This is a genomic window from Burkholderia sp. TSV86, assembly GCF_001522865.1.
In the GTDB taxonomy this organism is placed as follows: domain Bacteria; phylum Pseudomonadota; class Gammaproteobacteria; order Burkholderiales; family Burkholderiaceae; genus Burkholderia.
On record NZ_LOWB01000042.1, the window covers coordinates 1 to 11,949 of the forward strand.

An 11,949-nucleotide genomic window follows, 5' to 3' on the forward strand; every position below is an offset into this window, starting at 1 on the left:
TGCAGGCCCAACTGACGGACCAACAGAACGCCGAAGACTAACACTGCCTTTGGCACTGAAAACCGGGACCGTTCATAGGAAGGTGGGGTGCGCAAGGTAAAATACCGATTTAGTGGCGCAGGGCGCTACGTCCCTCACATATACGGAAGCATCGGTGAAAAGTCATCAGGAATCAAAAGTCAACGCAGGTTCTGCGCCCAAAATCGGGATGGTTTCGCTCGGCTGCCCCAAAGCCCTCGTCGATTCCGAGCAGATCATCACGCAGCTGCGCGCCGAAGGCTATGAGATCTCCGGCACCTACGACGGCGCGGATCTCGTCGTCGTCAACACCTGCGGCTTCATCGACGAGGCCGTTCAGGAAAGCCTCGATGCGATCGGCGAGGCGCTTGCCGAGAACGGCAAGGTGATCGTCACGGGCTGCCTCGGCGCGAAAAAGAGCGCGAGCGGCTCCGGACTCATCGAGGAGGTGCATCCGAAGGTGCTCGCCGTCACCGGTCCGCATGCGCTCGGCGAAGTGATGCAGGCCGTGCATGACCACCTGCCGAAGCCGCACGATCCGTTCGTCGATCTCGTGCCCGCCGCCGGGATCAAGCTCACGCCGCGTCATTACGCTTACCTGAAGATCTCCGAAGGCTGTAATCACCGCTGCACGTTCTGCATCATTCCGTCGATGCGAGGCGATCTCGTGTCGCGTCCCGTCGCCGACGTGATGCTCGAAGCGGAGAACCTGTTCAAGACCGGCGTGAAGGAGCTGCTCGTGATTTCGCAAGACACGAGCGCATACGGCGTCGACGTCAAATACCGCACGGGCTTCTGGAACGGCAAGCCGGTCAAGACCCGGATGACCGAACTCGTCGGCGCGCTCGGCGAGCTTGCCGCACAGTACGGCGCGTGGGTGCGGCTGCATTACGTGTATCCGTATCCGCATGTCGACGAGATCATTCCGATGATGGCCGATGGTCCGTTCAAGGGGCATCTGCTGCCGTATCTCGATGTGCCGTTCCAGCACGCGCATCCGGATGTGCTCAAGCGCATGAAGCGTCCGGCGAACGCCGAAAAGGTGCTCGAGCGTGTGCGGGCGTGGCGCGAGATTTGCCCGGATCTGACGATCCGCAGCACGTTCATCGCGGGTTTTCCGGGCGAAACCGATGCGCAGTTCGAGACGCTGCTCGATTTCATTCGCGACGCGCAACTCGATCGGGTCGGCTGCTTCGCCTATTCTCCGGTTGAGGGCGCAACCGCTAACGATCTCGACGGCGCGCTGCCCGACGAGGTGCGCGAGGCTCGCCGTGCGCGCTTCATGGAGGTTGCCGAAGAGGTGTCGGCCGCGCGCATCGCGCGCAAGGTGGGCAAGACGCTCAAGGTGCTGGTCGACGAAGTCAACGACGAAGGCGGGATCGGGCGCACCGCGGCCGACGCGCCGGAGATTGACGGTGTTGTTTATGTCGAGCCGGCGACGAAGGCGTCGAAGCGCTACAAGGTCGGCGATTTCGTGTCGGTGAAGATCACCGGCGCCGACGGGCACGATCTCTGGGGCGAAGTCTGACGTCATGCGGCGCGCCGGGGCGGGCAGCCGGCGCTCGTACCTGCCTGCGCGAGGCGCCGGCTACCCGCGCGGCGCGGGGCGGGCGGACGATTCGCAAATGCGGGCGGCGGCCGCGGACAACCTTGGCACGCAGCGAAGGCAGGCTGCCAGGGTGGGCAGCGACGGCTGACCGCAAGTCACCCGGGCGGCCTGCCGAGGCAATCGGCGAATGCATCACGCGCGCGGCAAAGACCGCGTGCTCGATTGGATTTCATCGAGAGAAGAGAGGGAGGCAACGATGCAACGCGAAGTGGTGGTGGTAAGCGGTGTGCGCACCGCGATCGGCGGTTTTGGCGGCAGCCTGAAGGATTTCGCGCCGACCGAGCTGGGCGCGCGGGTCGTGCGCGAGGCGCTGTCGCGCGCGCAGGTGTCGGGCGACGAGGTGGGCCATGTGGTGTTCGGCAATGTCGTGCATACCGAGCCGAAGGATATGTATCTCGCGCGGGTCGCGGCGATCAACGGCGGCATCGCGCAGCACACGCCCGCGCTGACGCTCAATCGTCTGTGCGGCTCGGGTCTTCAGGCGATCCTGTCGGCTGCGCAAAGCGTGCTGCTCGGCGATGCGGATATCGCGGTCGCGGGCGGCGCGGAAAACATGACGCGCTCGCCGTTTTCGGTGCCGGCCGCGCGCTTCGGCCAGCGGATGGGCGATACGCGTCTCGTCGATATGATGATCGGCGCGCTCAGCGATCCGTTCGAATCGTTCCACATGGGCGTGACGGCCGAGAACGTCGCCGCGAAGTATGGCATCAGCCGCGACGCGCAGGATGCGCTCGCGCTCGAATCGCACCGGCGCGCGTCGCAGGCGACGAAGGCGGGCTATTTCAAGGAGCAGATCCTGCCGATCGAGATCGCGTCGAAGAAGGGCGCGATCGTCTTCGATGCCGACGAGCATGTGCGTCACGATGCGGCCATCGAGGATTTCGCGAAGCTCAAGCCCGTCTTCATCAAGGAGAACGGCACGGTGACGGCGGGCAACGCGTCGGGCATCAACGATGCGGCCGCCGCGCTCGTGCTGATGGAGCGCGGCGAGGCGGAAAAGCGCGGCGCGAAGCCGCTCGCGCGTCTCGTATCGTATGGCCACGCGGGCGTCGATCCGGCCTATATGGGGATCGGTCCGGTGCCGGCGACGAAGCGCGCGCTCGAGCGTGCGGGCATCACGGTCGCGGATCTCGACGTGATCGAAGCGAACGAGGCGTTTGCCGCGCAGGCTTGCGCGGTATCGAACGAGCTAGGCTTCGATCCGGCGAAGGTCAATCCGAATGGTTCGGGCATCTCGCTCGGTCACCCGATCGGCGCAACCGGCTCGCTGATCACCGTGAAGGCGTTGTACGAGCTGCAACGCATCGGCGGGCGCTATGCGCTCGTGACCATGTGCATCGGCGGTGGCCAAGGTATTGCGGCGGTATTCGAGCGTCTGTGACGAGGGAGCGCATATGCGGGTGAAGCGGATGGACGGGATGCGCGGGGCGGCGTGCGTCGCGCTTGCGACGGCGGCGGCGTTTGCGTTTGCGCAGCCTCAACCTCAACCTCAACCCGCGGCGGCGGCTGTCGCCGGCGCGTCGGACGCGGCCTCGACCGCGTCGCCGCCTGCCGTGCCGCTCAAGCCGAACCCTGCGTATGCGCGCCTGCCTCGCTACGAAGGAACGCTGGGTGGCCGGCCAATCGTCGTGCGGCTCGGGCCGAAGACGGACGAGCCGGGTGTGCACGGCGAATGCCAGTATGCCGATACCGGCGCGGTCGTCCTGCTCGCGGGCGATCGCGACGGCGACACGCTCGAAATCGAGGAATCGGACGACGGCACGAACATTACCGGCGTGTGGATCGGCCGTTTCGATGCGTCGGGCAATCTGGCGGCCGACCGGATGAAGGCGGACCAATCGGACCCGGTGCCGGTCGAGTTGCATCCGGCGGGCGGCAGTGCGGCGGCGAAGCCGCGCGCGGCGGCCATGCCGTCGGCGGCGAGCGGCTCGGCCGCGCGAGGAGCGGGGCGCAGCGTCGGCGGTGTGAGCAATCTGACGACGGCCGACTGATCCGCGCGGGCGCCGCAGGCGGGGCGGCCGGGGACCGATATCGTGGAGTCAAAGCCGGTGCGGCCGCTTCACGCGCTCTTTCTTGCGTTTTTGGGCGTGCTCCGCGAGCGAGCGCCCGTAGGCGCTTTCTTCTTCGTTTTGGTCTGATTGTATTCAATGGCGGCGCGCACGAGTTGCTTCAGCGCGCGGCCGTCGATTTCATCGCCCTCGAAAAAATCGATTGCCCGCCTCGCGTTGCCTTCCAACCCCGCGTTGAAGAGCCGGGCAGGATCGGGCAGGCTCGCGCCGTACATGAAGGTCAGCTTCACCTTGTTCTTATGCGCGTTGGCGACCGCGATAATGCCGTCGCGGGACCACACCGGGCTGCCCATCCACTTCCATTCCTCGACGATCGCCGGATCGGCCGCGAGGATGCACTGGCGAACGCCGGCGAGCGTTTCGCCGCGCCAGTCCGTGATTGTCGCGATCAGGCGGTCGATGCATTCCGTTGGATTCATGGTGCGTGACGGATAGAGTTCGGGGATCGTTTCATGAGATCGGGCTGGCGTAATCGACGCGTTACTCGGGCTTTGCCGCCATGCCGCATCGGGCATCGTCATCGGATGGGCGTTTCGACTCCACTATAGATCATCGGTATGTGCAATAAGCGAGCGCAGCCCGCTCTCGACGACGGTCGCGGCGGTGCCCAGCGTCCGGCGGTGCCGGGCGCGAGTCGCGCAACACACGCGGAACACACACGCAATGCTGCGCTTGGAGCGGCTTAGCGAGGGCTTCGGCTGGCTTCGAGCGACTTCGGACAGTGCAGATCGCGCCGCGGGAATCCGGTAAGCTACCCGGATTGCCATCATTCCAGGTTCGCGTTGCACCGAGCCTTCTCAGTCATGACCGCTTCCCAGTCCAAACGCGCTTTGCAAACCCGCATCGTCCAGCCGGACGACCGTATTCCCGCCGGATTCGAATCGTTCGTCGCGCCGCTCGAACGGGCGTCGACGGTGGTTTTCCCAGACCTTGCGACGATGCGCAGCATCGACTGGCGTCGCGACGATCAATGGCGTTACGGCATGCATGCGACGCCCACGTCGCTCGCGCTCGCGCAGCAGCTCGCGCGGATCGAAGGCGGCGAGCACGCGCTGTTGCAGCCGTCGGGGCTCGCGTCGATCGTGAATGTGTATTTCGGCCTCATCAAGACGGGCGACGACGTGCTGATTCCGGACAACGCGTATGGTCCGAATGGCGATCTCGGCCAATGGCTCGCGAAGGATTTCGGCTTGACCGTGCGCTTTTACGATCCGCTCGCCGGCGCGGCGGGCATTGCTGGGCTGATCCGGCCGAACACGCGCCTGCTATGGCTCGAGGCGCCTGGCTCGGTGACGATGGAAGTGCCCGACGTGCCGGCGATCACCGCGCTCGCGCGCGAGCGCGGCATCGTCACCGCGATCGACAACACCTATTCGGCCGGCCTCGCGTTCAAGCCGTTCGAGCATGGCGTCGACATCTCGGTGCAGGCGTTGACGAAATATCAATCGGGGGGCAGCGACGTGTTGATGGGCGCGACCATCACCGCCGATGCGAATCTGCACGCGAAGCTCAAGCTGGCGCGGATGCGGCTCGGCTTTAACGTGTCGGCTGACGATTGCGCGCTCGTGCTGCGCAGCCTGCCGAGCATGCGGGTGCGTTTCGACGCGCACGGCAAGAGCGCGCTGTCGCTCGCGCGGTGGCTCAAGACGCGCCCGGAGATCGCCGCGGTGCTGCATCCACAGCTTTCCGACTGTCCGGGCCATGCTGAGTTCGTTCGCGATTTCAGCGGCGCGGGCGGGCTGTTTTCGGTGGTGTTCGACGCGCGTTATTCCGCCGAGCAGATCGATCGCTTCGTCGAGGCGCTGGCGTTGTTCGCGATCGGCTGGAGCTGGGGCGGCTCGCGCAGCCTTGCGGTGCCTTACGACATTCAATCGATGCGCACCATGCCATGGCCGCATCGCGGCACGCTGGTGCGCTTCTATATCGGCCTCGAGGACGAGGCTGATTTGCGCGCGGATATCGAGCGCGCGCTCGCCGATACGCTCGCGTGATCCCGGCCATGCCGCGTGCGGCCGTCTCGCGCGGCCGCGGCGGCGCGACGTCGGGACTCAGAACAAACGCAACAGCCCGTCGAGGCCGACGTGATCGAATGCGACGCTCGCCGCGTCGCGCACGACGGGCTTCGCGCGAAACGCGACCGACAGGCCCGCGCTCGCCATCATCGTCAGATCGTTCGAGCCGTCGCCCATCGCGATCGCGCGCTCCGGCTCGATGCCGAGCGCCGCGCAGGTTTCGCGCATCTTGCGCGCCTTCACGTGCGCATTGACGATCTCGCCGGCGATCCGGCCTGTCAGCTTGCCGTCGACGATCTCCAGCGTGTTCGAATATGCATAATCGAGGTTGAGCCGTGCCTTCAGCCGTTCGGTGAAATATGTGAAGCCGCCTGAGACGAGCAGCGTCTTCAGGCCGGCGGCTTTCACGCCGGAGAGCATCGCCTCGGCGCCTGGCGACAGGCGCAGCCGTTCGTCGTACACACGCTCGAGCGCGCTCGCGTCGAGTCCGGCCAGCAGCGCGACGCGGCGCGTCACGCTTTCGTTGAAATCCGCGATCTCGCCGCGCATCGACGCTTCGGTGATCGCGGCGACTTCCGCCTTCAGCCCGCAGAAATCCGCGATCTCGTCGATGCATTCGATCGTGATCAGCGTCGAGTCCATATCCATCACAACGAGGCCGAAATCGGCGAGCCGCTTGTTCGCGTCGACGAATGCGTAGTCGAGCGCATGCGTGCTGCAATACACGGCGATGTCGGCCCGTTGCGCGGGGTCCGCACGCTCGATGCGCAGCGCGTGAGCATCGAGCGGGACGGCGCGCGCGCCGCGCGCAAGCGCGGTGAGCGGTTTGAGGTGCGCGTCGGATAGCGGCGCGAGGCTTTGGATGACAAGATTCGTGGTCATGAACGGGACACGGTGGAGCCAATGACGAACGCCGCGATGCTCGATCCGGCGAACCGGCATTGTAGCCGGTCGCGGCGGGCGGCCCGCGCACGGGCGGCGGCGCGCGCGGCACCGGGGTGCGCACACCGGTTTGCCGCGATGCGCAAGCAGGGGTAACACCCGATGCGCGGCGGGCCTCACGCGGTAGACTGATATGAAATAAGCTCCAAGGCCCGCGCCGGGCCTTGCGCCGGCCGGCACGCTGGGTGCGGCCCGGCGTGCCGATGCGTACCGGCAGAAGCGTCATGCATTGATAACCGGCGATTCGCGCAGCCCGTCGCCGTCCAAGGAGGGTCAGCATGAGTCAACGCATTTCGACGGCGCTTGTCGCGCCGTGCGCGGCCGCGCTGTTGTCGGTGTCCGCCGCGCATGCCGCGCCGCCCATCAAGGCGAGCATACTCGGCGGCAACGACGGCCAGCTTCGCTATACGGTCAAGGTCGAATCGAAGCAGTTCGGCACGATGCAGGAAACGCGCAAGATCCGCTCCGGCGAAACCGACGACTTCAACTGGAAGTCGGTGCCGCCCGGGGGCGCGGTGCCGATGCCCGACGCGTGTCCGAACGCGGCCGCGCTGCCGCGCGACGCGAACGGCGCCATGGTGCGCCAAACCCAGGTGCGGCTTGCGCCGTCGGTGGACGGCAAGGGGATCGCGAACGTGCAGATCAGCTTTCAGGCGAGCGCGCCGAGCGGTGCGAAAGCCGTCACGGCTGGCGGCAAGACGCTGCAATGCCCGAACGTCGTAACCGTGAGCCAGGTCAAGTGGATATCGATTCCGACCGCGGGCGGTTCGAAGTCGATGACGTTGAGCGACGGCACGAAGGTCACGGTGTCGATCAAGCGGTAGGCGATCGAGCCGGCGGCTGCCGCACGCCGGCGCTGCATTGGCTGGCGCGAGCGTCAGCCGCCGTTGTTCGCCGCGCCACGTTCGACGAGCCGCTGCGCCAGAAAACGGTGCTCGGCGGAAAAGAGCCGCCGGTAGGTCGACAGCACTGCGCCGACGGTGCCGAGCGCCGATGCCGCCGCGATCAGGAACATGATGACGATCTGATAGCGGACCGCCTGCAGCGGCGATTGCCCGGCGAGCACCTGGCCCGTCATCATGCCCGGCAGGCTCACGACGCCGACCACGGCCATCTGATTGAGCGTCGGCAGCATGCCCGCGCGCACGGCTTGCCGAGCGGCCTCCCGCGCGGCTTCCCAGCGCGTCGCGCCGAGTGCGAGCGCGGTTTCGACGCGATCGCGCCGCGCGGTCAGCTCCTCCATCATCCGCTCGATGCCGAGCGACACGCCCGTTAGCGTGTTGCCGAGAATCATGCCGACGATCGGAATCGCGTATTGCGGCTCGTACCACGGATGGATGCGAATCACGCCGAACAGCCCGACCGCCGCGACGAGCCAGCAGCTCGCCCAGATCGACACGATACTGTCGATGCGCTGGCCGGCGTAGGTGCGCTTGCCGCGCGCGGCGCCCGCGAAGCCGGCGATGAGCGTCATCAGCGCGACGAGCGGCAGCACGACGTACCAGTGCGGATGGCCGAACACCCAGCCGAGCACGTAGCCGATCGCGAGCAATTGGACGACGGTGCGCGCGGCGGCCCACGCGAGCTTGCGGCCGAGACCGAGCGACAGCGCGGCCGACAGCGCGCCGTTGACCGCGACGAGCAGCGCGGCAATGCCGACGTCGACGAGGCTCAGGTTTTGCAGCGGCGCGTTCATCGGCTGGCCTGCGTCGCCGCGTCGTCGAGCGTGCCGGCGCGCATCGCCAGGCGCCGGCGGCCGATCCGCCCGGCCTGCGCGGGATCGTGCGAGATCCACAGATACGCGCGCGCGCCGGGCGCGGCATCGTACCATGCGGCGACGAGCGCTTCGATCGCGCGCGCCGAGTCCGGGTCGAGCGCGGACGTGGGCTCGTCGAGCAGCAGCACGTCGGGATCGAGTTGCAGCACGCGCAGCAGCGCGGCGATTTGCGCTTCGCCGCCGGACAGCTCGCTTGCCGCCTTGTCGAGAAAATCGTCGCCGCGTCCGGCCTGAGCGGCGAGGCGCGCGGCGCGCGCGCGATCGAAGCGCGCGTCGCGGTAGACGGCGAGCGAGTACGGGTAGCGCAGCAGCGCCTCGACCGTGCCGTCCGCGGTGGCCGGGCGCTGCCGCACATAGGCGACGCTGCGCCGATAACGCGGAATCGCCGCGCGCGCGACGCGCTGGCCGCGCCAGAGCAGCGTGCCGCCGTCGGCTGGATCGAGCAGCGCGAGTGCGCGCAGGAATACGCTCTTGCCGGCGCCGGACGGGCCGGTGACGGCGATCCGCTCGCCCGGCCTGAGCGTGAAATCGGTCGGCGCGAGGAGCGTCTTGCCGCTTGCCGCGTCGCGGCGGGCAAGCTGCTGCGTTTCGATCAGGGCGTCGGCTGGCATATATGGAGATGCAAAAAAAGCAAAAAAGGGTTAATGGGGGCGGGTGACCGGATACCGTGCGTCATAATACTGGTCCGCTGGTGGCGATGTCGTTTGCGCTGCCGGATCAGACAGGAACAACAACGACGGAATCTGGCATGACGCTATCCCGAACCCTCGGCAAAACGGTGGCGTGGATCGTCGGCGTCATCGTGGTGCTGGCCGCGGCGCTCGGCGTGTTCCTCTTCGCGTTCGACTGGAACCGCGCGAAGCCTTGGATCAACGAACAGGTGAGCGAGTCGATCGGCCGGCCGTTCGAGATCCGGGGCGATCTTTCGGTCGGCTGGCGGCGTCCCGACGCAGAAACCGGCTGGCGCGCATGGGTGCCGTGGCCGACGTTCTCGGCCTCGGACATTGCCGTCGGCAATCCGGATTGGGCCAAGGCGCCCCATTTCGCAACGCTCGACGGCGCGCATTTCACGGTGGCCGTGCTGCCGCTGCTGGCGCACGAGGTCGTGATTCCGACGATCGAACTCGTCAATCCCGCCATCGACATCGAACGCCTGGCGGACGGCCGCAACAACTGGACCTTCGAGTTCAAGAAATCGGCGCAGCCTTCGCGTTGGAAGGTGCAATTGCACAATTTCGGCTTTGCGAAAGGCTGGGTCACGTATCGCGATGCGATCACGAAGGCCGATCTGACCGTGGCGATCGATACGCTCGGCCAGCCCATTGCACTTGGCGACGTGCTCGCGCAGCAGGAGCAGACCTCGCGTGCGGCGTCGGCGCAGCGCGTCGGCAAGAAAGGTGCCGTGCAATTGAGCGCGAAGGCGAAGGCGCAGGTGGCGGCGCAGGCTTCGGCCGCGCTTGCTGCGTCGGCTTCTTCGGCTTCCGCCGCGGGCCTGGCGGCGGCTGGCGCGGCAAATAGCAGCGGCCAGGCTGCATCGGCGCGAGCGGGCGGGACGCCGTCCGGAGCATCGCCGACGTCGTCGCAGCCGGTTGCGCTGACGGCGGCTTCGGCTTCGCCTGGCGCAGTTTCGTCCGGCGCGGGCGGCGCGGCAGCCGGCAAGCTCGCCGCCGCTTCCGGCGCGAGCCGTGCGCACGCCGGCGCTTCGGCTGCTTCCGCGAGCGCGCCGGCGAAGCCGGCCAGCCCCACCTATGCCTTTGGCCTGAGCGTCAAGGGCCGCTACAAGGGCGTGCCGATCGACGGCACGGGCAAGCTCGGCGGCGTGCTCGCGTTGCAGGACGCATCGAGGCCGTTTCCGTTGCAGGCCGACGTGAAAGCCGGCGATACGCGCTTGGCGATCGTCGGCACGCTCACCGATCCCACGCATCTCGCGGCACTCGACCTGCGCTTGTGGCTGCAGGGCGCGAGTATGTCCCATCTGTATCCGCTTGCCGGCATCACGCTGCCCGATACGCCGCCTTACGCGACCGAAGGGCGTCTCGTCGGCAATTTCAAACGCCACGCGGGCACGTTCCGCTACGAGAACTTCAACGGGCGTGTCGGCGGCAGCGATCTGCGCGGCACGCTCACGTATGCGCAGCGCGAGCCGCGGGCGCTGCTGTCGGGCGAACTCGTGTCAAATCTGCTGCGATTCTCGGATCTCGCGCCGATCATCGGCGCCGATACCGCCGCAAGCAAAGCGCGGCGCGGCGATACGACGAAGCAGCCGGCCGGCCGCGTGCTGCCGGTCGAAACGTTTCGCACCGACCGCTGGCGCGCGCTCGACGTCGACGTGAAATTCACCGGCAAGAAGCTCGTCAAGCGCAGCGCTTTGCCGATCACCGATCTGTACACGCATATCGTGATGCAGGACGGCGTGCTGTCGCTCGTGCCGCTCAAGTTCGGCGTCGCGGGCGGAACGCTCGCGACCGATGCGCGGCTCGACGGCAGCAGCGCGCCGCTCAAGGGCCGGTTCACGGTCGCGGCGCGCCACTTGAAGCTCAAGCAACTGTTTCCGACGCAGAAGGTGATGCAATCGGCGCTGGGCGAGATCAACGGCGACGCCGCATTGTCCGCGACCGGCAATTCGCCCGCCGCGCTCGCGGCGACCTCCAATGGCGAGATGAAGGCGCTCGTCACGAACGGCGCGATCAGCCGGCTGCTGATGGAGGCCGCCGGGCTCAACGTCGCGAACGTCGTCTATGAAAAATTGTTCGGCGCGCGTGATGTCAAGATCAATTGCGCGGCCGTCGATTTCGTCGCGACGAACGGCATTCTCGATTCGAAGGTGTTCGCGCTCGACACCGACGATGCGGTGATTCGCGTCGACGGCACCGTCAGCCTGCGCGACGAATCGCTGAATTTGGTCATCCATCCGCAGACGAAGGGGTTCCGGATCTTTTCGCTACGCTCGCCGTTCTATGTGAAGGGCACGTTTTCGAAGCCGGATGTCGGCGTGAACGTGAGCGCGCTCGCGTTGCGGGCGGGCGCGATGGTCGGGCTCGGCCTGTTGAATCCATTCGCCGCGCTGATTCCGCTGATCGCGCCGAGCAATAATCAGGACGTGCCGTGCGCGCAGATGTTCGCGCAACTCAGGACGCCGCCGAAAGCGGCGGCGCCGGGCAAGACCGCAGCGGCGAAATAGTCCGGCCGGGGCCCGATGCCCGCGGCGTGAGCCGCGCGCACGCCGCGGGCCGCGCACTGGTTGTCGGCCAGCGGTCAAGTCGGCAGCCCGAATAGCCGCGCGGGTCGACGTGGCCGGCCCGTATCGCCAGGATCGCTTGGTTTCGCATGGCGCTGGGCTGATACGGTTTGCTCGCGCCGGCCATTCGCGCGATATGCTGCGATGTAGCGTCGGGCCATTCGGTCGGGCCGGCCGGGGGCGATTGGCCGATGCATCCCCGATTACCGGAGCGCCTGCGCACATCCGGGGCATGGGCTTCATCGACTCCTGCTAAAATATCCGGTTTTCCGTCGATCCATACC

The 11,949-nt window shown here is 67.0% G+C and carries 10 protein-coding genes; 6 read left to right on the forward strand and 4 right to left on the reverse strand.

Annotated features, from left to right (window positions below):
* Window positions 1–208 precede the first annotated feature (208 nt).
* The 3 genes from rimO (at window position 209) to WS68_RS07340 (ending at window position 3,618) form a co-directional block, all read left to right on the forward strand.
* Window positions 209–1,546, forward strand: a complete 1,338-nt coding sequence (gene rimO, locus WS68_RS07330; RefSeq protein WP_059570169.1) for a 30S ribosomal protein S12 methylthiotransferase RimO — start codon at window positions 209–211, stop codon at window positions 1,544–1,546.
* A 277-nt stretch (window positions 1,547–1,823) separates the two neighbouring features.
* A complete protein-coding gene (gene bktB / locus WS68_RS07335) occupies window positions 1,824–3,008 on the forward strand; it encodes a beta-ketothiolase BktB (RefSeq protein WP_059570222.1) in 1,185 nt (394 codons plus the stop codon).
* Between the two features lie 19 nt (window positions 3,009–3,027).
* Window positions 3,028–3,618 carry a hypothetical protein gene (locus tag WS68_RS07340; RefSeq protein WP_059570223.1) on the forward strand — a complete coding sequence of 197 codons (591 nt, stop codon included), beginning with the start codon at window positions 3,028–3,030 and terminating at the stop codon, window positions 3,616–3,618.
* Between the two features lie 68 nt (window positions 3,619–3,686).
* Here the strand turns inward: WS68_RS07340 and WS68_RS07345 are convergent, their stop codons facing one another.
* A complete protein-coding gene (locus WS68_RS07345; protein ID WP_059570224.1) occupies window positions 3,687–4,115 on the reverse strand; it encodes a DUF1801 domain-containing protein in 429 nt (142 codons plus the stop codon).
* Between the two features lie 384 nt (window positions 4,116–4,499).
* Between WS68_RS07345 and WS68_RS07350 the strand changes: the two genes are divergently transcribed.
* Window positions 4,500–5,687 (forward strand): cystathionine beta-lyase, encoded by a 1,188-nt coding sequence (locus WS68_RS07350; RefSeq protein ID WP_059570170.1) that lies wholly within the window; start codon window positions 4,500–4,502, stop codon window positions 5,685–5,687.
* A gap of 57 nt (window positions 5,688–5,744) precedes the next feature.
* On the opposite strand, the gene serB is transcribed toward WS68_RS07350, so the two are convergent.
* Complete coding sequence (serB, locus tag WS68_RS07355; protein WP_059570171.1) at window positions 5,745–6,590, reverse strand: phosphoserine phosphatase SerB; 846 nt, start codon at window positions 6,588–6,590, stop codon at window positions 5,745–5,747.
* Window positions 6,591–6,928: 338 nt separating this feature from the next.
* Between serB and WS68_RS07360 the strand changes: the two genes are divergently transcribed.
* Complete coding sequence (locus WS68_RS07360; protein ID WP_059570172.1) at window positions 6,929–7,474, forward strand: DUF6013 family protein; 546 nt, start codon at window positions 6,929–6,931, stop codon at window positions 7,472–7,474.
* Window positions 7,475–7,527: 53 nt separating this feature from the next.
* Here WS68_RS07360 and WS68_RS07365 read toward each other — a convergent pair whose 3' ends face one another.
* A complete protein-coding gene (locus WS68_RS07365) occupies window positions 7,528–8,346 on the reverse strand; it encodes an ABC transporter permease (RefSeq protein WP_059570173.1) in 819 nt (272 codons plus the stop codon).
* The gene (locus tag WS68_RS07370; protein WP_059570174.1) at window positions 8,343–9,038 is read right to left on the reverse strand and encodes an ABC transporter ATP-binding protein; all 696 of its coding nucleotides are present in this window, start codon (window positions 9,036–9,038) and stop codon (window positions 8,343–8,345) included. Before WS68_RS07370 ends, WS68_RS07365 begins: the two co-directional genes overlap by 4 nt.
* 137 nt (window positions 9,039–9,175) lie before the next feature.
* Here WS68_RS07370 and WS68_RS07375 point away from each other — a divergent pair, with 137 nt between their 5' ends.
* Entirely contained in the window at window positions 9,176–11,608 is a 2,433-nt protein-coding gene (locus tag WS68_RS07375) for an AsmA family protein (RefSeq protein ID WP_059570175.1), read from the forward strand.
* Window positions 11,609–11,949 lie beyond the last annotated feature (341 nt).

Excerpts from the sequence above, each read along its gene's own strand:
- WS68_RS07370 (WP_059570174.1), bottom strand. The coding sequence starts at position 9,038 with ATGCCAGCCGACGCCCTGATCGAAACGCAGCAGCTTGCCCGCCGCGAC.
- WS68_RS07345 (WP_059570224.1), bottom strand. The coding sequence starts at position 4,115 with ATGAATCCAACGGAATGCATCGACCGCCTGATCGCGACAATCACGGAC.
- bktB (WP_059570222.1), top strand. The coding sequence starts at position 1,824 with ATGCAACGCGAAGTGGTGGTGGTAAGCGGTGTGCGCACCGCGATCGGC.
- WS68_RS07365 (WP_059570173.1), bottom strand. The coding sequence starts at position 8,346 with ATGAACGCGCCGCTGCAAAACCTGAGCCTCGTCGACGTCGGCATTGCC.
- WS68_RS07350 (WP_059570170.1), top strand. The coding sequence starts at position 4,500 with ATGACCGCTTCCCAGTCCAAACGCGCTTTGCAAACCCGCATCGTCCAG.
- serB (WP_059570171.1), bottom strand. The coding sequence starts at position 6,590 with ATGACCACGAATCTTGTCATCCAAAGCCTCGCGCCGCTATCCGACGCG.
- rimO (WP_059570169.1), top strand. The coding sequence starts at position 209 with ATGGTTTCGCTCGGCTGCCCCAAAGCCCTCGTCGATTCCGAGCAGATC.
- WS68_RS07375 (WP_059570175.1), top strand. The coding sequence starts at position 9,176 with ATGACGCTATCCCGAACCCTCGGCAAAACGGTGGCGTGGATCGTCGGC.
- WS68_RS07360 (WP_059570172.1), top strand. The coding sequence starts at position 6,929 with ATGAGTCAACGCATTTCGACGGCGCTTGTCGCGCCGTGCGCGGCCGCG.